A 24,248-nucleotide genomic window follows, 5' to 3' on the forward strand; every position below is an offset into this window, starting at 1 on the left:
AGCAGGGCGGGTACGACACGTGCCGCGGCTAACGCACGTACGACAGGTCCACCGGGTGCGGTGTGAACCAGGTGTATGGCTGGCGCCACGACTGTCACGAGCACGCCGCGTACGTCATGCACGACGGGCACCACCCCGGACGCGACGACTACCGCTGGTACGACGGGTACGGCCGGCGCCGCAGGAACCGCGAGTACGACAACTGCCACGCACCCCCGGTACGGCGGGTGCGGCGCTTAGGACGAGTACAGGCGCAAGCCCCGGAAAGCCGCGGGTACGGCGAGGCACGGCGACAAAGTGCGTACGGCCAATACGACGGGGCCGCCGGCACGGCTGGTGTCTCGTACTACCGGTGCGGCGGATACCCCGCATGCTGCACGTCCCGCGAATACAGCGGATGCGGCGTGCACCACGAGTACAGCGGGCGCCACCACTGCCACGGGTATGCCGCGTACGACGGGCACCACGCGGGCGCAGCGGGTACCACGGGTACAGCCGACGGCGCAGGAACCCGCGAGTACGACGACGGTCACGCGCACCACAGGCACGGCAGTGACTCGCCGTCGGTGCCGTGGGCAGGGGGCGATGCGGCCGGCGCAGGACGAGAGGGTCCGCAAGTACGGCAGCCTCGTGTCTCGCAGGTACTGGGACAAGCGGACGCCGCGAGTGCGAGCCCTGCGCGTACTGCGAGCAGCGCGCATACCGCAGACGGCGCGCACAGCAGGTCGCGCGAGCGCAAGCACTACGGGTGTACGGCAGTTGCCTCGCCGTCGAGTACGGCGGGGCAGCTGCAGCAGGTGTCTCACATCCCGCAGGCACCGCGGATACGGCGAGCACGGAGAGTACGGCCAGCGCCGCGAGTACCGCGAGTAGCACGCGCGCCCGGGGTACGACGTGTGCGGCACGTCGCACGAGTACCACGGATGCGGCGGGCGCCGCGTGTACGGCGGGCCGCGAACACCGCGGGTACAACGGGGCGCGGATACGGCCGGTGCCGCACGTACGGCGGGCGCGGCACGTACGGCGGGCGCGGCACGCACCGCGCGCACGTCGGATGCCGCGAGCACGGCAGGGACGCTGGGTATGGCGGGAAATTGGGTACGCCGGACGGGTGGGTGGCGGGGACGGTGGGCGCGGAACGTGCTGTGAGTGCTGCAGGTGCAGTGCGGAGGTTGATTACGAGGGTGCCGTGGTCGCGGTCGGCATGGAGGGCCTCTCTGCGGTGGCCGACTGGCCGCGTTGGTGGGGCGCGTGGTGATGCGGTCGGGTCCGCCTTGCAGAGGCTGGCGTCCAGCGCAGGCACGCGTATGACGTGACGGCAGGCGGAGGTGGATTGCTCCGGGGTTCAGGTGGTCGAGCGGGTGGCCGTGGTGGTCTCACGGCCGCCGGATGTTGAAGCCATTCGTGTGCGCCAAGCCGGATGGTCTGAGAACCGTGAGCGGAGGAAGGCTGTGGGTCCGGACCACAGGGAGGTCTGGGAGGTCCGGGAGATCCGGGGTCCGGGAGGTCCGGGGTCCGGGAGGTCCGGGGTCCGGGAGGTCCGGGAGGTCCGGGGTCCGGGAGGTCCGGGGTCCGGGAGGTCCGGGGTCCGGAAGTGCCCCGGTCCCGAAGTGCCGGCGGTCAGGAGGTCCGAGGGCTCGGCGGTCCCGAAGTGCCCCCGCCGGTCCGGAGGTCCCCAGGTCCCGGAGTCCCGGAGTCCCTAGATCCGGAGGTCCGGAGGTCCTGCGGTTCCGAAGTCCCGGCGGTCCCGAAGTCCCGGCGGTCCCGAAGTCCCCGGGCCTGGGCCCGGGGTCGGAGGGAGACGGAGCTCCGGGAGCGGGGCGTCTGGTCGGTGGGGGCGTGTTGGATTCGTCGGGGCAGGGGTTGGTGGGTACCCGCGTCCGACGGTTGACGGCGTGATCCTCGATCTGGCGCCGGGGGTTAGATCGTGGCGAAGGGGGGTGGGCCGGTGGCGGGGGTGGTGGGGGTAGTGGTGGGGGTAGTGGTGGGGGTAGTGGTGGGGGTAGTGGTGGGGGTAGTGGTGGGGGTAGTGGAGGTGGTAGTGGAGGTGGTGGGGGTAGTGGAGGTGGTGGGGGTAGTGGAGGTGGTGGAGGTGGTGGGGAGTTGGTCTCCCCAGACGGCGAAGCGGGTTGCGGCGGTGAGGGTTGCTTCGTCGGCTTTCCAGCGGGTGGTTTGTGGGGCGGGCAGGGGTGGGTTGCCCCACGGGTTGGCTGGTGACTTGTGGGGGTGGGCTGGGGTTGCGGGTGCGGCGCTCGGTGGGTCGGGTATGTCGGGGGGTTCGTGCGGTGCGGGGGCGGCGGATGGTTGTTGGGTGCTGTAGACGGTGGTTGGGTTGGCCCAGGTGGGGCGGGCCACCTGGACCTTGCCGTCGGTGATGGTGATGCGCCAGCGGCCGTTGTGCAGGTCCACGTGATGACGGCGGCACAAGAGGGTCAGGTTGTCGATGGCCGTGCGGCCGCCGTCCAGCCAAGAGGTCAGGTGGTGGGCGTCGCACATGACCGGGGGTGCGGCGCAGACGACGCAGCTTCGGTCGCGGGCGATGAGGGCGTGGCGGATGTGTCGGGTGACGAGGCGTTCGCGGCGGCCGACGTCGAGGGGTTCGGAGTTGGAGCCGAGGACGAGGGGGATGACGTTCGCGTCGCAGGCCAGGCGGCGGATGGTGGCGGCGGACAAGTCGTCGCCGTAGACGGTTTGGCCGGTCGCGTGCGCGGTCGCCGACCTCAGGTCGTCCAGGTCGATCGTCACGGTGATGTTCGCCTTCGCGCCGTGGCCCGCGGTGTCGGTGTCCCACGCATTCGACGCCACCGTCAACGCGGCGGTCAGCGCGTCGGCCTGACGCTTGTCCCGCGGACGCGGGTCATGCTCACCGTCGAAGGTCTTGTGCGGACGGGCACCAGCATGCACGATCGCGCGCAGCAGTTCGGCGTTCTCGTTGGCCAGGTAGCCGCGGAACTTCACCCCGTTCTCCGCGGCACTCAACGTCAACGACTCGCGCTCGTACGCCTTCTGTTCCGCGGGCTCGGGGCCGTCCGCGTCGATCCGGTCACACAGGTGCTTGGCGGCGGTGCGGAGTTCTTGCGGGGTGTGGGTGGGGACGAGGCCGACCAGTTGGTGCTCGGTGACGTCGAGGGTTTCGACCGGGACGCGGTCGCGGACGCGTTCGAGTTCGGTGATGATCGCGGCCGCGTGACCGGTCTGCACCTGGTGGACCGTGCCGTCGGCCGACACGACACCGTCGGCGAGGGCGGTGTTCACGGCTTGGTACTTGGGCAGGGCACGGGCCAGGCGGACGTCGCGCCAGACTTCCGTGCGGTCGCGGCGGTGGCGCAGGGTCAGGAGTTCGACGGTGTCGCGGGCGCCGACTTCCTCGGGCAGGCCGTCGGCCTCGCAGCGGGCGATGAGTTGCAACTCGACGGATCGCAGGCGGACGATCTCGGCACGGACCTCATCCAGGGCAGGCAGCACCTCATGGTTGCTGATAGCAACCACTGTCCGTCCGCCGAGAATGTCCATGCCGATGACTGTAGCTGGCGGTTCCGACAGTTTTCAAAGCCGGGAACCCCTTATTTTCAAGGGAAATAGTTATCCACAGATTTAGGACTTGTTGAGGACGCAATCGCCGCAGAGAGGGCCGTTGTGATCGGGAGCGGCGCGGTAGATGAGGCAGCAGCTGCGGCGGCGGAAGGGGTTGGAGGTGTGGGCGTCGCGAAGGGGTGGGACGTCCAGCAGGGCGGTGGCGACGGCGCGGGCGCGGGTGGCGAGGGTGGGGGCGGCGTTTGATAGGGCGGTGGCGGCGCCGTTGACGGCTGAGGCGACGTTGCCTACCAGGATGTGGTCCGAGAGGTCGAAAGCCTGGGCGATCGCGGGCAGCGGGCCGTCGAAGAGTTCGTGGTGCAGGTCTCCCCCGGCCGGTGGGATTGGGGGTAGGGAGAGGGGGAAGGTGCCGCCGAGGACGGGTTGCCAGTGGAGTTGGTCGAGGGTGAGGTTCGGGACGCGGTCCTCGAGTACGACGGCGGCGAGGGCTGGGGAGATGAGGCGGGCGACCATGCCCAAGTGGGTGACCGAGGCGGCGACGCGGGGTTCGATCGCGGCAGGGTCCTGGCCGCTGGCGGCACCTAGGTAGGCCCGGGTCCGGGCGATGCGGTCCGCCAGGATCGCAGGATTGTCGACGAGCTCCACGAGCCGGCGCCAGGGCGGCGCCGGCGCCGGGTTCGCATGCTGCTGGACGGCGAAGAACGGGCCCAGGTCGGCGATGCGGGCGAGGAGGCTCACGCCGCGACCTGGACTGGAGTGCGGAACAGGCGGTCGGCGAGTGGAGCGAAGACGGTGCCGAGTACGCCCCAGAGCAGGTGCTGGACGGCGAAGAACGGGCCCAGGTCGGCGATGCGGGCGAGGAGAGTCACACCGCGACCTGGACGGGAGTGCGGAGCAGACGGTCGGCGAGTGGGGCGAAGACGGTGCCGATTACGCCCCAGAGCAGGAGTTGTGCGCCGACGGAGTACAGGCGGAACGCGTAGAGGCGGTCCGCGTCGAAGCCGGGGTAGACGATTGTGCCGTGGGAGTCGGTCAGCGGCAACGGGGTCTCGGTTGCGTGCCGGCCGTACTCCTGGACGTTCGCGGCGAGGTGGCCGAGGGATGGCAGGACGGCCATCACGGCGCCGATCAGTACGACGTACGCCGCCAGCGCCAGGAGGGTGGCGTTCCAGTTGCCGAAGCGGGGGCGCAGGAGCTTGCCCAGGGCAACGGCGGCGATCAGGAAGAGGAGCGAGCAGACGACCATGACCAGGTACAGGTTGGCACGGGTTCGGATGGTTTCCTCGTGGCCGATCGCGGGCGGGTTCGCGGGGTACTTGAGGAACGGTACGAAGTAGAACCCGAGGAAACCGCCCGCGGCGATCAGCATCGCCAACGTCCGCGGGCGGATCCGGCCGACGCGGCCGAGGCAGATCGTGTACGCGACCGCGAACACGGCGCCCATGGCGACCCCGAACAGGATCATGCCGACGCCCAGTCCGACGTTCGCCTGGAGCGTCCGGCTGAACAGGTCGGGCTCGGGCGGCTGGTCGGCGTCGCGGCCGGATTCGTACGCGATCGCGGCCTGGATCTGGGGTTCGGCGAAGATCCGGGCGAAACCGAACGCGGCCAGGCCGCCCGCTCCGCCGGCCAGCAGGCCGCGGAGGATCAGTTTGCGCTCCACCTCAGTGGCAGGGGAAGCCGAGGAAGTGCCGCGCGTCGTGCACGAACTCGTGGACGTGCATGTCCTTGCCGAAGATCGAGTACGCGCCCTGGTCGACGCCGATGAAGTAGTACGCAAGGAATGCCAGGAACGCCGTACCGACAAGCCACAGCACGGCCTTCGACACCGGAAGAACAACCGTCGTCGACGCAGACAGATTACTCACGTGAGAGCCTCCTTCAGGGGATCGTGCGTCCCGCTACCAGTGGAGCGTCGTGACGGCGAAGTATCTGACTTACCGGACCATGTCCGGCTCACAGTGGCGCGACCGTGCCGAATTCTCATCGGCTTCCTTGCGCCGTCACTGACAGGGAGCGTACGGACCGCACCCCCGGCCAGTCAACCGACGAAGGTCCGCAACTCCTTGACCAGCTCGACACTGGCGTCGTTCTCGATCCGCCGCGTCGACACGCTCTCGACGTTGAACCCGAACGGGATCCCACGGTCCCGGCAGTACGTCGACAGGGTACGGGCGATCTCGACGCAGTGCGCGTACGAGTCCGCGACCGGATCCACCGAATGCACCAGCTCGTTGCGGAGCCACCGTGGTACGCGGACGCCGAGCCAGGCAAGGAACTCCAGCGTCTTCACCGAGCCGCAGATCGACAGCGTGAACACGATCGGCACCGGCTCGACGCTCTCGGCGCGGCACAGATAGAGGTAGTCCGACGCCAGGTCCATCGCCGCGCCGACGTCGTAGATGATCTGCGTCACGAAGAACGAGCAACCGCTGCGCTGTTTCCGGAGCAGCCGCTGGTGCTCGTCCAGGCGGGACGAGTGCCGCTCGGGGATGGTCACGCCGCCGAGCGGCAGCGCCGACCCGGAGCGCTGCCACAGGTCGTACGCGGCCGGCAGCGTCGTCCGTACGTCGGCCGAGCTCGTCGGCGCGCCGACCATCACGGTGCCGAGCCGGTCCGAGGTACGCCGGACCCAGGAGTCCAGCTCGGCCGCGGTGTACTTGCCGACCGAGCGGTACACGATCGCCGGCCGGTCCCACCAGGACAGGTGGTCGGCGAGGAAGTCCGCCGGGTCCATCGTCGGGCTGAACGGGAACGGGCGCTGCTCCGGGATCCGCTCCGCCTCGTCGTCGATGTCGTAGAGGATCAGCGCGTCGATGTCGAGCTGCTCGAGCCGGGTCCGCGTCACCGCGGTGAAGCGTTCGAGCGCGTCCGGGGCGATCGACCGCCGCGGCGGCGTCATCCCGTACAGCAACAACTCCGTACCGCGCCCGTTCCCCAGCAATGCCGACAGATCGTTCACCGGGCCAGCTTAAAGGAGGACACCAGCCGGCACCCGAGGTAGACGAGGAACGAGATCGTCGTGATGTACGGGCTGATCGGCACCGAACTCCCTGCGGACAAGAGGATTCCGCCGACCGACGCGGTGACGGCGAACGCGACGCTGAGCAGCGGTACGACGATCGGCGACGACGAGACTCGCAGCGCCGCCGCGGCCGGGGTGACCAGCAGCGAGAGCACGAGCAGCGCCCCGACGATCTGTACCGAGACCGCGACCGCGAGGCCGAGCAGGATCATGAAGACGATCGACAGCACGCCGACCGGAACCCCGCGCCCGGCCGCGACCTCGGCGTCGGTGCTTGCGAAGAGCAACGGTCTCCACACCAGCACCAACCCGGCCACGACCAGCACCGAGATCGCGATCAGCGAGGTGATCTGCGGCGTGTCGATCGCCACGATCTGCCCGGTCAGCAGGCCGAACTTGTTCGCCGCCCGCCCGTGGTACAGCCCGAGGCACAGGATGCCGAGCCCGAGACCGAACGGCATCAGTACGGCGGTCACCGAGTTCCGGTCCCGCGCCCGCGCACCCAGTACGCCGATCAGCAGCGCCGCGACCAGCGATCCGGCGAGCGCCCCGGTGACCACGCCGGCGCCGAACAGCAGCCCGGCCGCCGCGCCGGCGAACGACAGCTCGCTGACGCCGTGCACCGCGAACGCCATGTCGCGCGTCATCACGAACACCCCGATCAGCCCGCCGACGACGCCGAGCGCGACGCACGCGATGATCGAGTTCCGCAGCAGCGGCAGCAGTTCGGCGTACCCGGAGAAGTCGAAGATCATCGGGCACCGACCGGTTCGTGCTGCTGCTCGGGGACGCCCGCGACCAGGATCCGCCCGTTGTGCCGGATCACCTCGACCTGCGCGTCGTACAGCTCGCTCAGTACGTCGGTGGTCAGCACCTCGTCCGGCGTACCGGTCCGGAACCGCCGGTTGGCGATGTACAGCACCCGGTCGACCTGGTCCAGGATCGGGTTGATGTCGTGCGTGACGAACAGTACGCCGAGGTCGAGCCGGCGGCGGGCGTCGTCGACGAGGTCGCTGACGAGCCGTTGATGCGGCAGATCCAGCGACAGCAACGGCTCGTCGCACAGCAGCAACCGCGGGTCGGCCGCCAGCGCCTGCGCGATCCGCAGCCGTTGCTGCTCGCCGCCCGACAACGACGACAACGGGGTCGACGCGTAGGCCTCGGCGCCGACCGACGACAGCAGCTGGTTCACCCGCTGCCGGCGGCGCCGCGACGGGATCGGCACGCCCCACCGGTGCCCGTCCACGCCGAGCGCGACCAGGTCCCGGCCCCGCAGCGGTACGCCGTCGTCGGCCGGCCGTTGCTGCGGGACGTACCCGATCCGCCGGTCCCCGCGACGGACCGGCGTACCGAGGAACGTCGCCGTACCGGCCCGGAGCCGGGTCTGCCCGAGGATCGCCTTGAGCAGGCTGGACTTCCCGGACCCGTTGGCGCCCAGTACGGCGATCAGCTCGCCGCTGTGCACCTCGAGGTCGAGGCCGTCCCAGAGCGTGCGGGCCCCGAAGCCGAGCGCGGCCTGCTCCAGGGTCAGTACGACGCTCATCGCCCGAGCGCGGCGCCGACCGCGTCGAGGTTCGCGGTCATCCAGCCGATGTAGTCCTTGCCGCTCGGGAGCGTCTCGGTGACCGGCACCACCGGGATGTTGTTCTGCTTGGCGGCGGCGAGCAGCTTCTCGGTCTCCGGCCCGCTGGTCTGCTCGTTGTACGCCAGCAGCTTCACCTCGTGCTTGCTGTACAGCTGCAGCGTCGCCGCCAGGACCTTGGCCGGTACGTCGCTGCCCTCCTCGATCGCCTCGCTGAACTCGGCGGGCGTCTTGTTCTGCAGGCCGACCGCCTCGAGCAGGTACAGCGGCACCGGCTCGGTGATCGCGACCGGCTGGCCGGCGTACTTCGTCTTGAGCGTCGCCTCCTGCTGGACCAGGCCGTCGAGCTTCTGCTTCAGCGCGGTCGCGTTCTGCTCGAACGTCGCGGCGTCCGCCGGCGCGGCCTTCGCGTACGCCTGCTCGATCCGGTCGACGACCTTCGCGACCGCCGGGAAGTCGTACCAGACGTGCTCGTTGCCCGTCCGGCCGGAGATCGTGACCGCGTTCAGGACGGTCGCGGACGGGTTCTTCGCGGTCTTCAGCATCCGGTCCATGAAGTCGTCGTACCCGCCGCCGTTCTCGATCACGACCGCGGCGCCGGCCAGCGCCGCCTGGTTGCGGGTGTTCGCCTCGAACTCGTGCGGGTCGGCGTCCGGGCTGGTGATGATCGAGGTCACCTCGACCTTGCCGCCGCCGACCTGGCCGGCCAGGTCGCCCCAGACGTCGGTCGACGCGACCACTTTCAGCTTTCCGGCGGACGAGTCGACGGCCGCCTCGTCCCCGGACGAACAGGCACTGGTTCCGAGCGCGACAGCGACGGCAAGAGCGGGCAGAACGAGCAGTCTGCGATTCACGGTACGACCAACCTTCGAGCGGAATGAAATGACAATCGTTATCATTATCGCATCTGCTGCCCGGCCGCCACCCGGCCGGGTGCAAAACTTCCGTCAAGGGCGTCCGGGAGGCGCGCCGGGCACTGTGGGAGTGACGCCTGACCGGAGTAGGGTTTTGCTGCCGGTGTCACGGTGAGTTGTGCGCCGGTTACGATGAATTCCAGTTCTGAACCGCACCGCGAATGGGATGTTCATGGCCGAATCGCACGACGCCGAACCGGGGATGTACGACCAGCTCAACCTGGACAAGCCGCACCCGGCCCGGGTGTACGACTACTTCCTCGGCGGGAAGGACAACTTCGCCGCCGACCGGCAGGCCGCGGAACACCTGCTCCAGGCGTTCCCGGGGTTCCGGACCGCCGCCCAGTCGAACCGGATGTGGATGCACCGCGCCGCCCGCTACGCCGCGGAGCAGGGCATCACCCAGTTCCTCGACATCGGCACCGGCATCCCGACCGAGCCGAACCTGCACGAGGTGGTCCAGGAGATCATCCCGTCGGCCCACGTGGTGTACGCCGACAACGACCCGATCGTGCTCGCCCACTCCCGCGCGCTGCTGGTCAGCAAGCCGGAGGGCAAGACGGCGTACCTCGAGGCCGACGTCACCGACCCGCAGGCGATCCTGGGATCCGACGAGGTCGAGGACCTGATCGACTTCTCGAAGCCGGTCGCGCTCAGCATCGTCGGCGTCTTCCACTACCTGCCCGACCACCTGAAGCCGTACGACCTGGTCCGCCAGCTCGTCGAGCCGCTCGCACCGGGCTCGCTGCTGATCTTCTCGCACTGCACCCCGGACTTCGCGCCGGAGCTGTGGGAGCGCGCGATGGTCGTCTACAAGGCCGACGGCGGCGAGGCCCAGGTCCGCAGCAAGGAAGAGGTCACCCGCTTCTTCGAGGGCACCGAGCTGGTCGAGCCCGGCGTCGTCTCCCCGTTCCGCTGGTTCCCGGACGACGAGACCCAGGAGTACGTCGACCGCGGCGAGTTCACCGACATCATGTGCAGCCTCTGGGTCGGCGTCGGCCGCAAGCCCTGACCTCGGCCGGGCTGACGGCAGCCGTAGGACGCTGCCGTCAGCCGTGCGGCCGTCAGGGCCGGAAGGCCTCGACGATCTCGTCCTTGCCGAAACCGCCGTGCAGCATGCCGTAGAACCGGTGGCCCGGGGTCAGGTCCGTACGGCGGACCCGCGTACCGGTGATCGCCGACGCGTACAGCGCGGTGGCGAACTCCATCGTCGGCCGGGTGCTGGCCAGCGACGTACCGTGCGGACGCCCCGCCAGCAGGTCGTCGACCAGGTGGTTGATCTGCGCCTCGTGGTTGCTCGGTACGTCGGTACCCGCCGACGCCGTCCACGGATCGGCAGCGGCCGCGGACTCAGCGGACTCGGCCTTGCGGACGCCGGGGTCCAGGCCGAGGGTGGCCGCCTTCGCCGCGTCCGGGGCCGGGTGGAACGTCCAGTCCTTGTCGGAGTAGCCGTAGACGTGGTTCACCTCGAGCGTGCCGCCGGCCGTGTCGATCCGGATCCGGCTCAGCTCCCGCGGCGACAGCAGGCTGTTGATCACGGTCGCCACCGCGCCGCTCTCGAACACGACCGACGCCATCGACACGTCCTCGAACTCGACCGGCCGGTCCAGCCGGACAGCGGTCGCGTCGATCGACTTCCAGGGCCCGAGCAGGTGCAGCAGCAGGTCGATCTGGTGGATGCCGTGCCCGAGCGTCGGGCCGCCGCCCTCGCCGATCCAGGTACCGCGCCACTCCGGGTCGAAGTAGCTGACCGGCCGGAACCACAGCGTCTCGCAGACCGCGACCAGCGGCCGGCCGAGCGCGCCGCGGGCGAGCAGGTCATGTGCCCGGACCGCCCCGGAGCCGTGCCGGTGCTGGAACACCACCGACGCCGATCCCGCGCTCGCCGCCTCGACCTTGGCGACGTGGTCCAGCTCCTCCAGGCTCAGCACCGGCGGCTTCTCCAGCAGCACCGACCGGTCCGCGGCCAGGGCCTCGACCGCGAGCTCGCCGTGACTCTCCGGCGGGGTCGCGATCGAGATCAGGTCCGGCTCCTCGGCCGCCAGCAGCTCGGTCAGGCTGCCGTACGGGCGCCCGCCGAACCGCTCGGCCAGCGTCCGTGCCTTCTCCTCGTGGATGTCCGCCGTACCGACGAGCTCAGTCCGGCCGGTGCTCGCGTAGGCCTCGGCGTGCCGGCGGCTGATGTTGCCGCAGCCGACGATCGCGACCTTCAGGACGCCGGCTCCACGGTCTACTGTCATTTGGCGGCTCCGCGCAGCACCGCGTTCTCTTGGGCGACCAGCGCGAGCCGGGTCGCCTCGAACGTGTGCTCCTGCGGGGCCGCCGTCGTGGTCCGCTCGCGGACGTCGTGCAGCAGGTCCTCGTAGTACGACGTCTTGACGTCCGAGCAGTCGACGTACTGCGTCCCCTCCTGGTTCGCCAGGAACAGGTGGTTGCCGCCCTCGCGGCCCTCGATGTCGATGTACTTGCGCAGCTCGATGTAACCGTCGGTGCCGAGGATGATCAGCCGCCCGTCACCCCAGGTCGGCAGCCCGGCCGGGGTGTACCAGTCGACCCGGATGTAGCCCTGGGCGTGCTCGCTGCGGAGCAGCATCTCGCCGAAGTCCTGCAGGCCCGGGTCGTCCGGGTTGCCGAAGTTGCCGACCGTACTGCTGACCACCTCGGCGGTCGTCGCGCCGGTGAACCAGAGGAACTGGTCCACCTGGTGGGAGGCGATGTCGGCCAGGATCCCGCCGTACCGCGCCTTGTCGTAGAACCAGTCCGGGCGGCCGGCGCCGCCGGCCAGGTGGGCGCGGTCGCCGATCCGGTGCGGGCCGAGGCCGAGGGTCTGGACGACGGTGCCGATCTTGCCCTCGCGGACCAGTTCGCCGGCCTTGATCGCGGCCGGCACCTCGAACCGCTCGGAGAACGTCACCGACCAGAACCGGCCGGTCTCCGCGACCGCCCGCCGGATCTCGGCGAGCTGGTCGAGCGTGGTGCAGCCGGGCTTGTCGGCGACCACATCCTTGCCGGCCCGGAGCGCGGCGACCGCGATCGGCCCGCGCCGGTCCGGCACGGCCGCGGTGACGATCACGTCGATCCCGTCCCGGGCGATCAGCTCGTCCGGGGTGTCGGCGAACGGTACGTCGGGGTAGCGCTCGCGGAGCTGCACCGCGACCGCGGCGGACGGGTCGTCGGTGGCCATCCCGGCGAACTCGGCACCGGCCCGGATCAGGCCGGCGACCTGCCCGAAGATATGTGAATGGTCAAGCCCGACGGCGGCGAACCTGACGTGCTGACTGGAGGTCAAGGTGTTCCTTCCGTAGAACGGGTTCCGGATGTTCAGCGCGAGGACTTCAGGGCCTGAGCGAGCTCCTCGGCGATCTTGTCCCCACCGTCACTCTTCCACTTCTTCACCGCGGGCGCCCAGGCCGATATCGGCTTGCGGCCCTGCACGATGTCATCGGTGACCTGGTTGATCGCGTCGTTCAGCTGCTTGTTCTTGCGGTTGCCGGTCTCGGAGTACAGACCGGCGGCCGGGTTGTCGAGGGCGGTCGGTACGACGCCCTTCATCGCGTTGAACTGGGTCTCGGCGCTGCCCGCGTGTTCGGGCAGGAAGATCGTCCACGGCGCGTCCGCCTGGTACATCAGGCCCAGCTGGACCTCGCTGAAGCCCTTCGCGTTCAGCACCGGGTTGCCGTCCACCAGCCTGTGGTGCACGCCGGCCAGGCCGTACTTGCGGAACAGGTACTCCTGGGTTCCGAACGGCGTCGCGAGGAAGTTCAGGTACCCCAGCAGCGCCTCGACCCGGCCCTCGGCCTTCTTGCTGATCGCGGTGACGCCGATCGCCGGCGCGCCGAGCCAGATCGTGCCCTTCCCGGAGCCGTCGTGCTTCGGCGGCGCGATGATCGAGATCGTCGCCTTCGGGTCGGTCATCGTCTGCAGGTACGTCGGCCAGCCGCTGAAGGTGTCCTGGACGAGCGGGCTGGAACCGTTCGCGAACCGGGTCTTCATGTCCAGGTTCTGGCCGGAGTACGCGTCCGGGTGGATGTAGCCCGACTTCCAGAGCTGCTGCAGGATCTTCAGCACCTCTTCCTGGCCGTCGTGCTCGAGCGAGTTGACGAGCTTGTCGCCGTCCTTGCTCCAGCCGTTCGGGATGTCGAACATGTTCCGGACGAACTGGGTCGGCGCGGTGGCCAGCGCGAAGCGGTTCAGCTTCTTGTTCGTGAGCGCCTTGCAGAGCTCCAGGAACTCGTCCGAGCTCTTCACCTCGGCCTTCAGGCCCTGCGCCTCGAGGATGTCGCCGCGGCTGTACATCACCTGCGAGCTGATCGCGCCGCGCGGGACCGGGACGCCGTAGATCTTGCCGTCGAAGATGCCCGAGTTCCAGGCCAGCTCCGGCAGGTTCGCCAGGAACGGGTACCTCTTGATGTTGTCACCGGACAGGTGCGGCGTCAGGTCGACCGCCTTCGCGGCCAGCATCTGCGGCGTCTGCGGGACGTTGCCGACCGTGAAGACGTCGCCCAACTGGTCGCCGGCGACCACGGTGGCGAACTTCTTGTCGTAGTCCACCGAGGGCGTCAGGTTCACCTGGACCGGTGATCCGACCCGCTTGTTGAACTCCTGCCAGAACGTGTTCTGCTCGAGCTTCGGTGGGATCGGCGTGTTCGTGTACGTCGTCACCGTGATCGGCTTGCCGTCACCCGGCGCCTGGGTGATCGCCTGCACCGGGTTGGCCGGGTACTTGTTGAAGGCGTCCGGGATCTTGTACTCGGCGCCGGGCAGGTCCGGCTTGACGCCGTCGTACCGCTCGTAGGCCGGACGGATCTTGGTCTTGGTCGCCTCGTCGTTCCCCGCTCCGGACGCGCCGCGGCCGTTGTTGGAGCAGCCGACCGTGCCGGCCAGCCCGAGCGCCGCGGCGCCGGCGAGGACGGCCCGGCGGCCGAGCCGGGCATCGTGGACGTTCATGGGTGTTCCTCTCTGAGAAGTTTCAGCCCTTGACGGCGCCGGTGAGTACGCCCTTGGCGAAGTGGCGCTGGATGAACGGGTACACGCAGAGGATCGGGACCACGGAGATCATCAGGATCGCCATCTGGATCGAGGTCTGCGGCGGGGCCGCCTCGCCCGCGAGTCCGAGGTCCTGGCCGCCGAGCTCGACACCGTTCACGACGTACGTCCGGAGCACCAGCTGCAGCGGCCACTTGGCGCTGTCGTTGAGGTAGAGCATCGCGTTGAAGAAGCTGTTCCAGTAGCCCACGCCGTAGAACAGGCCGATCACCGCGATCACAGCCTTGGACAGCGGCAGGCCGATGTGCCGGAACAGCTTCCACTCCGAGGCGCCGTCGATCCGCGCGGCGTCGATGATCTCGTTGGGCAGGCCAACGAAGAAGGAGCGGACCACGATCACGTTGAACGCGCTGACGCTGACCGGCACGATCACCGCCCACAGGCTGTTCAGCAGCCCGAACTGCTGGACGGTCAGGTAGGACGGGATCAGGCCCGGGTTGAACAGCAGGCTGATCAGCACCAGTAGCAACAGCGCCTTGTTGCCGATCGTGCCGCGGCGGCTCAGCGCCCACCCGAGGGTGCAGGTCAGCGCGACCGCGATCGTCGTACCGACGGCCGTCACGAACGCGCTGATCAGCAGCGCCTGCGTCACGGTCCCGCCGGACAGGATCGAGCGGTACGCCGTGAAGTCGATCCCGTGCGTCGGGAACATCACGAACCCGCCGGCCTTGGTGACCTCCTCGGCGGGCGCCAGGCTGGTCGAGATGACGCCGACGAACGGGAACACCACGACCGCGCAGATGACGGTCAGGAACACCGCCTTGACGACCCGCTCGGTGAAGCCCGGCACCGGCATACCGCCGACCATGGTCGGTTTGGTTTTCATCCGCGGTACACACCTTCCTCGCCGAGGCGGTGGGCGATCTTGTTGGCGGACAGCACCAGGGCCAGGGCGACGGCGCTCTTCACCAGGCCGACCGCCGCTGCCACCCCCCAGTTGCCGCCGAGGATGCCGTTGTTGTAGACGTACGTGTCGAGTACGTCGCTGGCGTCGACGCCGACCGCCTGCTGCTGCAGGACGATCTGCTCGAACCCGACGGTCAGCGAGTCACCCAGCTTCAGGATCAGCAGCAGGATGATGATCGGCTTCAGCCCGGGCAGCGTGACGTGCCAGGTCTGCCGCCAGCGCCCGGCGCCGTCCACCGCCGACGCCTCGTAGAGCGAGCGGTCGATCTGGGACAGCACGGCGAGGAACAGGATCGTCGCCCAGCCGGTGTCCTTCCAGAGCACCTGCGACGTCAGCAGCGCGCGGAAAGCCTCGACGTTGCCGATGATGTGCATCGGGCTGTAACCGTGGCTCCGCAGCCAGTTGTTGATCATTCCGGTGCCACCGAGCACCTGCTGGAAGATCGCCACCACGATCACCCAGGACATGAAGTGCGGCAGGTAGATGATCGTCTGCACGAACTGCCGGAGCTTGTTCGACAGCAGGCTGTGCAGGACCAGCGCCACCACGATCGGCGCCGGGAACACGATGACGGTCTGGATGAGCGTCAGAATCAGCGTGTTCTTGACCGCGTTCAGGAATTCCGCATCGCCGTTGAAGATCACCGAGAAATTCTGGAAACCGGACCAGAGACTCTTACCGACGCCGAGGTACGGCTGATAGTCCTGGAAGGCGATGATATTTCCCCAGAGCGGGTAATACTGAAACGCCAGCAGTATTAGCAAACCCGGAACCGCCAGCAGCAACACCGGGTAATCACGCCTCAATCGCGTCGCCGGCGAGCGCTTTTCACCCACGGACTCTCCTCTGGTCGGTCGCTCGAATAAAAAGTGATCGATCCACTTCTGAGCCGGTAGCTAACCTCAGCTGTGTTTGGGTGTCAAGACCTCGGTGATAAGCTGCGGAGCCTCGGAGGATCCCGGGGAGAAGGAGGGGGTTCGTGGCAGAGTCAGTACCCAGGCGGCCGGCCACCATTCACGAAGTGGCCAGCTTGGCCGGCGTCTCGCACACCACCGTGTCGCGCTACCTGCAGGACAAGGACAGCCTGAAACCGAAGACCCGGGTCAAGGTCGAGTTCGCGGTCAAGACCCTCGACTACCGGCCGAACCTGGTCGCCCGGTCGATGCGCACCCGGCACACCAACCGGCTCGCGATCGTGCTTGCCTCCGGCATGCACTTCCCCGGCCGGCTGCTCGCCGCGGCGTCGCAGACCGCGCACGAGGCGGGGTACCAGGTCGAGATCGTCAGCGTCGAGGGCGGTCCGGCCGCCCGGTCGGCGCGCGTCGACGAGCTGGCCAGATCCGGTCAGGTCGAGGGCATCCTGGCGTTCTCCCCGATCTCCCTCAAGGGCAAGAAGACGCACCGGGTGCCGATCGTCGAGAGCAGCACGTACGACGACAAGCTGCACGGGCTGGCCGAGCTCGCGGACGCGACCCCGGTCCGGGAGATCGTCGACTACCTGGCGTCCCTCGGCCACCGGACCTTCCTGCACCTGGCCGGCGACCTCGACAACTTCGCCTCGGCGCGGAACCGGAAAAGCGTGTACCTGGAGACGATCGAGGCCCGCGGGCTGCGGTCGGCCGGGGCGATCGACTGCGACTGGTCGGCCCAGGCGGCGTACGACGCGATCCTGGCGCTGCCGGACGACACCGACGTGACCGCGGTGGTGGCGGGGAACGACGTGGTCGCGATGGGCGTCGTCCGCGGCGCGCTCGCCCGCGGCTGGAAGGTGCCGGACGACCTGAGCGTGTTCGGCTGGGACGACGAGGAGATCGGCCGGTTCGCCACGCCGTCACTGTCCACCGTCGCCGTCGACCGCGAGGCGCAGGGCCGGGTCGCGATCCAGCGCCTGCTGGCCGAGATCCGCGGCGAACCGGCCCCGACACCTCCCGAGCAGAAGATCAACCGGCTGATCTTCCGCGAGTCGACCGCACCGCCGCCCGCTCGGCGCGGGTGACGATCGACCAACCGGTCCAGGAGCGGCAGTCACCTTTTGTCCTGCTCCGAACCGTCAGCGGCTTCCGGTCTGTGTGACGGACGGTTTGCGCAGCAGCCAGGCGATCGGGGCGACGGTGGTGGTCATCGCGAGCAGGGTCGCTCCCCCGACGACGGCGAGCGCGCCGGCTGCGGGGATGTACGGCAGCGCGCTCCCGGTCACCGCGCGGACGACCGCGGTCAGGGCGACTGCTGCGATGGTTCCGCCGATCACGAGCGAGACACCGAGCAGGGCGGCTTGTTCGGCGTTCACCATCCGGCGTGCCTGGCGGCCGGTCACGCCGGTCAGCCGCAGTACGGCGAGTTCGCGGCGCCGGGCGAGAGCGGCGAGGATCATCGTGTTGGCGGCGGACAGGGCGGCGTACCCGATCATCAAGCCGATCAGGAGCTTGTTGAGCCAGGCGCTGATCGCGAGGTCGTCGGCAATGCCGCTGGTGAGCTTGCTGGTCGGGATCAGCGTCGTCCCCGCAAGCCGCGGTGTGACTCCCGGCGCGACCCGGATGAGCGCCTCGTCCGGAGGCAGCCCGAGCGTCTCCGGCGACAGCACGACGTCGCCGAACCCGAGACCGCGCGCGTAGATCGCGGCGACCCGGACCCGCCGCGGCGTGCCGTCGCCCAGCCACAGCTCGACGGTCTTGCCGACCTTCCAGCCTTGGGTGGCGGCGCGGGTCGCCGAGACCGCGATGCTGTCCCGGTCAACGGCTGCCAGGTCGCCGCTCGTGACACCGAGGTCGACGGTCGCGGTCGCGGTGGCCGGATCGAGCGCCCTGGCCGGTACTGCTTCGGCGCCGTCGAAGATCCGTACCACGACCGACGTACGACGGGTCGCGGTCACTGCCTCGACGCCGTGGATGCCGCGCAACTGGTGGAGCGTGGCGTCGGAGATGCCGGCCGGGGCGACCAGCGCGTACTGGGCGAGCGTACCGGCGGTGACCTGTTCGACGGTACGCCGTTCGAGGTTGTCCTGGAGGAACCAGACCGAGCCGCCGAAGCCGACCGCGAGTACCAAGGCGGTGAGGACGGTCGCCATACCGCGGGCGTTGGCGGCGAGGTTGCGGCCGGCCAGGTAGCCGCTGTTGCCCCAGAAGATGCGTAGTGCCGGGGAGAGAAGTTTCGCGGCGGTCGCGTTGATCCACGGCGCCAGTAGGGCGACGCCGATCACGAACAGGTACAGCATTCCGGAGGCCGCCGCGAGGGCGGTCTGCCCACCGGCGCCGGCGGACACTGCGCTGGCGGAGATCGCGGCGGCGACGGAGGCCAAGCCGAAGCCTAGGCGGACCTTTCCTGGGTGGGACTGCTCGACTGCGGTCTCGGCGAGGGCCTCGACCGGGCGGATCGTGGAGATACGGCGGGCGCCGAGGAGGGCTGCCAGGACCGCCAGCAGGACGATCAGCAGTACGGCGGCCGGCGCCGCGAGGACGCCTGGCACCAGCGGGAAGTCCTCGGGTACGAAGCCTCGCGCGACCAGTTGCGTGTCCACCCAGCGACTCGCGAGGAGGCCCGCGGGTACGCCGATCAGGGAACCGGCCAGCGCCAGTACGGCGGCCTCGGCAATCAGCATCCGGCGAAGCTGACCCGGCGTCGCGGCCGTTGCCCGGAGCAACGCCAGGTCGCGGCGCCGGCTCCGGATCGAGAGAGCTATGGTGCCGGCGGCAACGAAGACGATCAGGAGTACGACGTACCCGCCGAAGGCAGCGCCGACCTCGATCAGGAGGTTGCGGGCGGCGATGAGCCGGGGCTGTTCGACTTCTCCGCGGTTGGTGCCGGAGTAGGCCTTGGCCGACTCGGAGGCTGCCAGGGCGGTGACCGCAGCGGCGACAGCCGGGCGGTCGGCGTCGGCTGCTTCGGTGACGGCGATGGCGTCGGCGCGGCCGGGGTGCGGCGCGAGTTCGGTGGCGCGGTGCTGGGTGAAGTAGATGCCGGGGTCGGGTGAGATACCGGTGACTGTGTAGCGGTGCGGGACGCCAGCTATCACCAGGGTGAGTTGCCGGCCGGGTTTGGTGGCGAGCGTGGTGTCGACGGCGATCTGGTCGTCGGTCTCGGGGTTGCTTCCGGCAACTAGCTTGGCGCCGGCCCAGGTGTGTCCGGTTGTCGCCTGTGCGCCGGCCTGTACCGGGATCGACTGGTCCACGACAACGGCGGCGACACCCGGGACGCGGCGGATACGGTCGGCCAGCGTCACCGGCACGGTGCCACCTTCCGGCAGCTGAAGCGTCGTACGGGTCGTGTCCCCTGATTCCTTGTGCTCAAAGGTGATGTCACGCTTGGCGACGACCAGGTCGGCGGCGGCGTAGCGCTGCGCCTCAGGCCGGAAACGCAGCCCGGACTCCACCAGCGACCCCATACTCGTCAAAATCATCACCCCAACCGCCAATGCGATCAGGGTGGCCACCATGCTTCCCGGCCGATGCCGAAGCAGACGAACCGCAAGCCCCGTCATGCGCACACCTCCGGGCGGAGGGAGGCCAGTTCTGTGGCGATGCGGGTGAGGCCGGGTTGGGGGAGGTCGGTGACTGTTCGGCCGTTGGCGAGGACCAGGACTCGGTCGGCGTAGGAGGCGGCGACCGAGTCGTGGGTGACCATGATGATGGTTTGGTGCTGGGTGTCGACAATCGCGCGGAGGAGGGCGAGTACCTCGGCGGCGGTCGTGCCGTCCAGGGCTCCCGTCGGCTCGTCGGCGAAGACCACCTCCGGGCGCATCGCCAGTGCTCGTGCGATCGCGACCCGTTGCTGCTGGCCGCCGGACAGTTGGGCCGGGCGGTGGTGGAGCCGGTCCCCCATCCCGACCCGTTCGACTACCTCCGCCAGCCAACGGCGATCCGGACGGGTTCCGGACAGCCGCATCGGCAGCGTGATGTTCTCCTCGACCGTCAACGCGTCCACCAGGTTGAACGCCTGGAACACGAACCCGACCTTGCTCCGCCGCAGCCGGGTCAGCGCCGTCTCCGACAGGTTCGACAGCTCGGTCCCGCCGATCCACGCCCGCCCGGACGTCGGCCGGTCCAGCCCCGCCGCGGTCTGCAGCAACGTACTCTTCCCCGACCCCGACGGCCCCATCACCGCGGTGAACGTCCCCCGCGCGAACGCAGCATCGACCCCGGCCAGCGCGGTCACCCGCTGTCCCCCGGCCTCATAGGTCCGCACGAGCCGCTCCACCCGCACCGCAAGTTGCACCGACATCTCCGCGCCTTCCGTCTCCGTTTGACTACACGGAAACGCTACGAAGACAGCCCTCCGGCAACCATCCAGCAACCAGCCCGACCGGAGGTAGAGCAGGCTCCACCTCCGGCCGGTCAGGGTCAGGCGGTGATCTGTGTCGTCGCCGTCTTCGCCGTACCGATCGTGTACGTCGACACCGCCGGCGTCGCGGTCAGCGTGACGGTCGCCGCGCGGGTGTCGGTGCCGGTGTCGAACCGCCGCGCGGTGAACGTGACGGTCCGCGAGGTCTGCCCCGCCGGGATCACGACCACACCGGGGATCCCGTCGTAGTCGTAGCGAGCCTTCGCCGTACCGCTGACCGCGTACGTCACCGCCAACGGCCGGCTGACATCGCCACTCGTCCTCGTGACGGTCAGGCTGATCTGCTGGCCGGGCGCGACCGACGCCGGGCTCATCGCCATCGTGACGGTGCTGCTCGGCAGCGCGGTCGCGGCGTCGACGGTCAGCGTGACGTTCGACGGATTGGCGCCGTACGACGTGGTCGTGCCGTTCGGGTCGACGACGTGCAGCGTGCCGGACAGGTTCGCGAGGCCGCCGCCGCTGGGCGAGTCGACCGCCTTCACCACGTTGTCCGTGCTGGCCGTCATCACCAGCAACTGGTTGAACGCGACGTTGCCGTAGTCGGCCGGGCCGCCGTTGCTGTAGTCCTGCGACCAGATGTCGATCACCTGGTCGCCGGTCGAGTTCAGCACGTTGTTCCAGTCGATGCAGACCGAGTTGTTCAGCGAGACCAGCGTGCCCTGCGACCAGTTGTTGGCGACCAGCAGGCTGCGCTGGATCGGCGACGTGGCGATCAGCGAGTACTGCATCGTCACGCTGCCGGTGATCGCGCTCTGGCCGTTGCCGGCCATCAGGAAGTTCGGGTACGTCCAGGCGTCGACCGGGCTGGTGGCCCGCTTCTGCGCGCCGAGCCGGACCCGGTCCAGGATGATGCCGGTGTTCGGTACGCCGGTCGCGTCCTTCAGGTGCGCACCCTGGTACTGCACGCCCGCGTTGACGTTGCCGGCCATCTCGCAGTCCTGCACCAGGATGTTCGCCAGCCGCCCGTACTCCGTCACCGTGCCGCTGCTGTACGTCCACGGCTGGTCCGGCTCGAAGTCGATCCCGGCGCACGGACCGGCGTTGTGCTGTCCGGTCGCCGGGTTGACCCCGGAGTCGGAGTTGTTGAACGCGCTGCCGGTGACCAGCAGGCCGTCGATCGCGCACACCGACATCCCGTTGCGGCCGTTGTTGTCGCAGGTGACGTTGACGATGTGGATCGGGCCGGCGCCCGCGTCGCCGCCGCAGTAGTTGTTGATCGACTGGTTGTTCTTGGCCGGCTGCAGCTGGATGCCGTCACCGGAGGCGTTCCGCAACGTCAGGCCCTCGACCAGGACGTTGCCGGCGCTGAACATGCAGATCGCACTGTTCTGCTGGTACGCGAGATCGGTGCAGCGGGTGTGGTTCGGGTCGTTGCCGTCGAACACCGCGCCGTACCCGGTGATCACCACGCCCCAGACGCTGTAGCCGTGGTTGGTGGCCGTCGGGCGGGCGTTCGCGTTGCCGCCGATGGTGAGGATCCGGGTGGCCGGCGCGATCACGTCCGGGGCCTTCGCCTTCACGACGACGCCCGGTTCGAGGATCAGGTGGAGTTGGGTGGCACCGGTCCGGAAGTAGTCGGTGCCCGCGTGCCAGCCGACGAACAGCGGATCGGTGATCCAGTCCTGGCCGTCGTACGGGACGATCACGGTCGCGACGCCGCTGCTCACCGTCGAGGCGGCGAGGTCGAGCTGGGTCTGGATCACCGAGGTGTCGGAGCCGTTGCGGGCGACGACGAAGGTCTGCGACTCGGTCGTCGCGTGCGCCGTCGACGGCAGCAGCGCGACGGCTCCGGCCGCCGCGGAGGTGAGCAGGAACGAGCGTCGGGTGTATCCCTCAGTAGGCATGGGCGTGGAACCTCCGAGTGGGTTTAGCGTGGGTTGCCGGGGCTGATCGCCACCGTGGCGATCCGGGTGGCGCCGTACTGGTAGGCGTCGCTGTGCATGACCTCGAGGTGCAGCGTGCGGGTGCCGCCCTTGCCGTCGGGGCGCCGGGTGCCGAGGTTCAGGCCGGTCGTGGTCTCGCCGGGTTTGAAGATCGCGACACCGGACATCCCCGGCACGTCGTACCGCTCCCGGGCGTCGCCGGTCGCGGAGTACACGACGGCCAGCGTCTTCGAGAGGTCGCCGCCGGAACGGGTGAACGTGAAGCGTGCGGTGCCGCCGATGCCGACGTTCGGCGTGGAGGTGCTGATCGCGACAGCCGGCTTGTTCGTGCCGGACGGTGCGAGCTGCTCGGTCACCACCAGGCTGTTCGCGGTGTCCGAGATGTTCGCGGTCGTCGGCTTCCCGACGGTCCGGACGTACGCCGTGATGTCGCCGGACAGCCCGGTGCACGCGGAGTTCGGGTCGCCGGGCTTGGGGTACGCCGCGATCAACGGGTTCGCGTGGTTGGTGTTGATCACGCAGTCCGTCCAGCTGACGCCGCCGAACTTCTGCGCGGTGTCCGGGCCGGCGTTGTACAGCAGCGCGATCGGCTCGTACTTGCCGGGCCGCGAGTACGCGTCGTTCCAGATCGCGGTCCGGGTGAAGCCCAGCCGGAACGCGGACGTGTCCGGCAGCGACTGGGTCCGGATCGCGGCGCCGAACAGCCGGGAGTCGATCAGCGAGTCGGTGACCGAGACCGCGCCGGGCAGCAGGGCGCCGCTGCCGATGCCGCCGCCGGTGAGCGGGGTCGGGTCGCCGTTGTCGCCGGAGACCGAGCAGATGAAGGTGCCGAGGTCCGGCGCGGTGGTGGCGCCGAACAGCACGTTCTCGAAGGTGATCCCGATCGGGCCGCACTCCGCCGGCGCGCCGCCGAGGCAGAGCGCGTTGATCGTGACGGCCTGGCCGACGTTGTCGGTGATCGCGCAGTTCCTGATCGTGATGTTCTTCAGCCGGCTGTACGGCAGCGCCGCGAACGGGACCTTGGTGGTCCGCGGCGGGTCCGGCTCGAAGTCGATGCCGGCCATCGGCGGCGTACCGAAGCTGTTCCGGAACGCGCACGACTCGGCGGTCAGGCCGTCGACGGAGATCACGGTCATCGCGTTGCGGCGGTGGTTCTCGCAGCTGACGTCGCGGAGCGTGATGTTGCTGCAGTACGGCTGACCGATCGCCGCGGTGCGCGCGAAGTTGTACCGGACGCCGAGGTAGATCCCGTCGCCGCCGGAGTCGCGGATCGTCAGCCCCTGCACGGTGATGCCGTCGGCGCTCAGGATGCTCAGCGCGTGCCGCCACTCGCCGGCGTTGTACTCCGGTTTGTTCATTGCCAGCGTCGCGCCGTACCCGTCGAACGTGATGCCGGAGACGAGCTCGCCGGCGTCCGAGCCGGCCACCGTGATCAGGCAGACGTCGGTGGTGCCGAACAGCGGTACGGTGCCGTCGAACGCGCCGGCCTTCGCGCGGACCGTGACGCCGGGCTCGAACCGGACCGTCAGGTGGTGGCTGCCCTTCGGGTGGGCCGGGTCGAGGCCGATCACCAGCGGGCCGGTGATCCAGTCGCCCGGCTGCTGGTCGACGTACAGCACGGTGTCGGCGGTGTGCGTCGCGTCGAGGGCGGCGTTGATCGCGTTCTGCAGCGCGGCGCCCGAGTCGTCGCGCTGCCAGCCGTAGCTGGAGGCAACGATCGCGCCGGGCGGGGCGTTCGTGCCGGACGCGGCGGCCGCGGCCGGTTCGGCGAGTACGGCGGGGGTCGCGGTCCCGGCTCCGGCGACCAGCGTCGCCGCGGCGCTGCGCTTGAGGAAACTGCGACGGGTGGAATCCATGGTCATCACTGCGCTCCGATCGTCCTGGGCGCATCGATCGTGCAAAGCCCGCGGAACAGAGTCAACAACAGCCGAAACTCCGGGGCCGACGCCGTATTCCGGCGGCCGATTCCCTGGCCGGGAAGGCGTCGCGGCGGTATAACGGTGAGGACCGTAACGATCGGAGG

Annotated in this window: 20 protein-coding genes and 1 riboswitch; of the genes, 2 read left to right on the forward strand and 18 right to left on the reverse strand. The window is 69.3% G+C overall.

Features of this window, described 5'->3' with window-relative positions:
• Positions 1-1,920 precede the first annotated feature (1,920 nt).
• From ACQHIV_RS19405 to ACQHIV_RS19445, 9 genes are all read right to left on the reverse strand, one after another.
• On the reverse strand, positions 1,921-3,513 hold the full coding sequence (locus ACQHIV_RS19405; protein WP_427896099.1) for a DUF222 domain-containing protein: 1,593 nt from the start codon (positions 3,511-3,513) through the stop codon (positions 1,921-1,923).
• 81 nt (positions 3,514-3,594) lie between these two features.
• A complete protein-coding gene (locus ACQHIV_RS19410; RefSeq protein ID WP_427896100.1) occupies positions 3,595-4,272 on the reverse strand; it encodes a (2Fe-2S)-binding protein in 678 nt (225 codons plus the stop codon).
• Positions 4,269-4,403, reverse strand: a complete 135-nt coding sequence (locus tag ACQHIV_RS19415) for a hypothetical protein (RefSeq protein WP_427896101.1) — start codon at positions 4,401-4,403, stop codon at positions 4,269-4,271. The genes ACQHIV_RS19410 and ACQHIV_RS19415 overlap by 4 nt, the downstream gene beginning before the upstream one ends.
• Positions 4,400-5,197, reverse strand: a complete 798-nt coding sequence (locus ACQHIV_RS19420; RefSeq protein WP_427896102.1) for a CbtA family protein — start codon at positions 5,195-5,197, stop codon at positions 4,400-4,402. Before ACQHIV_RS19420 ends, ACQHIV_RS19415 begins: the two co-directional genes overlap by 4 nt.
• A gap of 1 nt (position 5,198) precedes the next feature.
• On the reverse strand, positions 5,199-5,402 hold the full coding sequence (locus ACQHIV_RS19425; protein ID WP_427896103.1) for a CbtB domain-containing protein: 204 nt from the start codon (positions 5,400-5,402) through the stop codon (positions 5,199-5,201).
• A gap of 49 nt (positions 5,403-5,451) precedes the next feature.
• Positions 5,452-5,541: riboswitch (adenosylcobalamin (AdoCbl) riboswitch) on the reverse strand.
• Between the two features lie 34 nt (positions 5,542-5,575).
• Positions 5,576-6,496: a methylenetetrahydrofolate reductase gene (locus ACQHIV_RS19430; RefSeq protein WP_427896104.1), complete on the reverse strand. Its 921-nt coding sequence runs from the start codon at positions 6,494-6,496 to the stop codon at positions 5,576-5,578.
• Entirely contained in the window at positions 6,493-7,314 is an 822-nt protein-coding gene (locus ACQHIV_RS19435) for a metal ABC transporter permease (protein ID WP_427896105.1), read from the reverse strand. Before ACQHIV_RS19435 ends, ACQHIV_RS19430 begins: the two co-directional genes overlap by 4 nt.
• Positions 7,311-8,102, reverse strand: coding sequence for a metal ABC transporter ATP-binding protein (locus ACQHIV_RS19440; RefSeq protein ID WP_427896106.1), 792 nt, complete (start codon positions 8,100-8,102; stop codon positions 7,311-7,313). The genes ACQHIV_RS19435 and ACQHIV_RS19440 overlap by 4 nt, the downstream gene beginning before the upstream one ends.
• On the reverse strand, positions 8,099-8,995 hold the full coding sequence (locus tag ACQHIV_RS19445) for a metal ABC transporter solute-binding protein, Zn/Mn family (protein ID WP_427896107.1): 897 nt from the start codon (positions 8,993-8,995) through the stop codon (positions 8,099-8,101). The genes ACQHIV_RS19440 and ACQHIV_RS19445 overlap by 4 nt, the downstream gene beginning before the upstream one ends.
• A 232-nt stretch (positions 8,996-9,227) precedes the next feature.
• On the opposite strand from ACQHIV_RS19445, the gene ACQHIV_RS19450 reads away from it, so the two are divergent.
• Positions 9,228-10,067 (forward strand): SAM-dependent methyltransferase, encoded by an 840-nt coding sequence (locus ACQHIV_RS19450; RefSeq protein WP_427896108.1) that lies wholly within the window; start codon positions 9,228-9,230, stop codon positions 10,065-10,067.
• Between the two features lie 52 nt (positions 10,068-10,119).
• Here ACQHIV_RS19450 and ACQHIV_RS19455 read toward each other — a convergent pair whose 3' ends face one another.
• The 5 genes from ACQHIV_RS19455 to ACQHIV_RS19475 are packed head-to-tail and all read right to left on the reverse strand — an operon-like array spanning position 10,120 to position 15,844.
• Entirely contained in the window at positions 10,120-11,295 is a 1,176-nt protein-coding gene (locus ACQHIV_RS19455; protein ID WP_427896109.1) for a Gfo/Idh/MocA family protein, read from the reverse strand.
• Entirely contained in the window at positions 11,292-12,344 is a 1,053-nt protein-coding gene (locus tag ACQHIV_RS19460) for a Gfo/Idh/MocA family protein (protein WP_427896110.1), read from the reverse strand. Before ACQHIV_RS19460 ends, ACQHIV_RS19455 begins: the two co-directional genes overlap by 4 nt.
• A gap of 32 nt (positions 12,345-12,376) precedes the next feature.
• On the reverse strand, positions 12,377-14,002 hold the full coding sequence (locus tag ACQHIV_RS19465) for an extracellular solute-binding protein (protein ID WP_427896111.1): 1,626 nt from the start codon (positions 14,000-14,002) through the stop codon (positions 12,377-12,379).
• A gap of 22 nt (positions 14,003-14,024) precedes the next feature.
• Positions 14,025-14,927, reverse strand: a complete 903-nt coding sequence (locus ACQHIV_RS19470; RefSeq protein ID WP_427896112.1) for a carbohydrate ABC transporter permease — start codon at positions 14,925-14,927, stop codon at positions 14,025-14,027.
• Positions 14,924-15,844 carry an ABC transporter permease gene (locus ACQHIV_RS19475; RefSeq protein ID WP_427896113.1) on the reverse strand — a complete coding sequence of 307 codons (921 nt, stop codon included), beginning with the start codon at positions 15,842-15,844 and terminating at the stop codon, positions 14,924-14,926. The genes ACQHIV_RS19470 and ACQHIV_RS19475 overlap by 4 nt, the downstream gene beginning before the upstream one ends.
• Positions 15,845-16,029: 185 nt before the next feature.
• On the opposite strand from ACQHIV_RS19475, the gene ACQHIV_RS19480 reads away from it, so the two are divergent.
• A complete protein-coding gene (locus tag ACQHIV_RS19480; RefSeq protein ID WP_427896114.1) occupies positions 16,030-17,004 on the forward strand; it encodes a LacI family DNA-binding transcriptional regulator in 975 nt (324 codons plus the stop codon).
• 54 nt (positions 17,005-17,058) lie between these two features.
• Here the strand turns inward: ACQHIV_RS19480 and ACQHIV_RS19485 are convergent, their stop codons facing one another.
• The 4 genes from ACQHIV_RS19485 to ACQHIV_RS19500 all read right to left on the reverse strand — a co-directional run bounded on the left by ACQHIV_RS19485 (position 17,059) and on the right by ACQHIV_RS19500 (position 24,087).
• A complete protein-coding gene (locus tag ACQHIV_RS19485) occupies positions 17,059-19,482 on the reverse strand; it encodes an FtsX-like permease family protein (RefSeq protein WP_427896115.1) in 2,424 nt (807 codons plus the stop codon).
• Positions 19,479-20,222, reverse strand: a complete 744-nt coding sequence (locus ACQHIV_RS19490; RefSeq protein WP_427896116.1) for an ABC transporter ATP-binding protein — start codon at positions 20,220-20,222, stop codon at positions 19,479-19,481. The genes ACQHIV_RS19485 and ACQHIV_RS19490 overlap by 4 nt, the downstream gene beginning before the upstream one ends.
• A gap of 119 nt (positions 20,223-20,341) precedes the next feature.
• Positions 20,342-22,186: a hypothetical protein gene (locus tag ACQHIV_RS19495; RefSeq protein WP_427896117.1), complete on the reverse strand. Its 1,845-nt coding sequence runs from the start codon at positions 22,184-22,186 to the stop codon at positions 20,342-20,344.
• Positions 22,187-22,209: 23 nt separating this feature from the next.
• Positions 22,210-24,087 carry a right-handed parallel beta-helix repeat-containing protein gene (locus tag ACQHIV_RS19500; protein ID WP_427896118.1) on the reverse strand — a complete coding sequence of 626 codons (1,878 nt, stop codon included), beginning with the start codon at positions 24,085-24,087 and terminating at the stop codon, positions 22,210-22,212.
• Positions 24,088-24,248: the final 161 nt, after the last annotated feature.

The sequence above is a fragment of the Kribbella polygonati genome, assembly GCF_050320105.1.
Taxonomy (GTDB): domain Bacteria; phylum Actinomycetota; class Actinomycetes; order Propionibacteriales; family Kribbellaceae; genus Kribbella.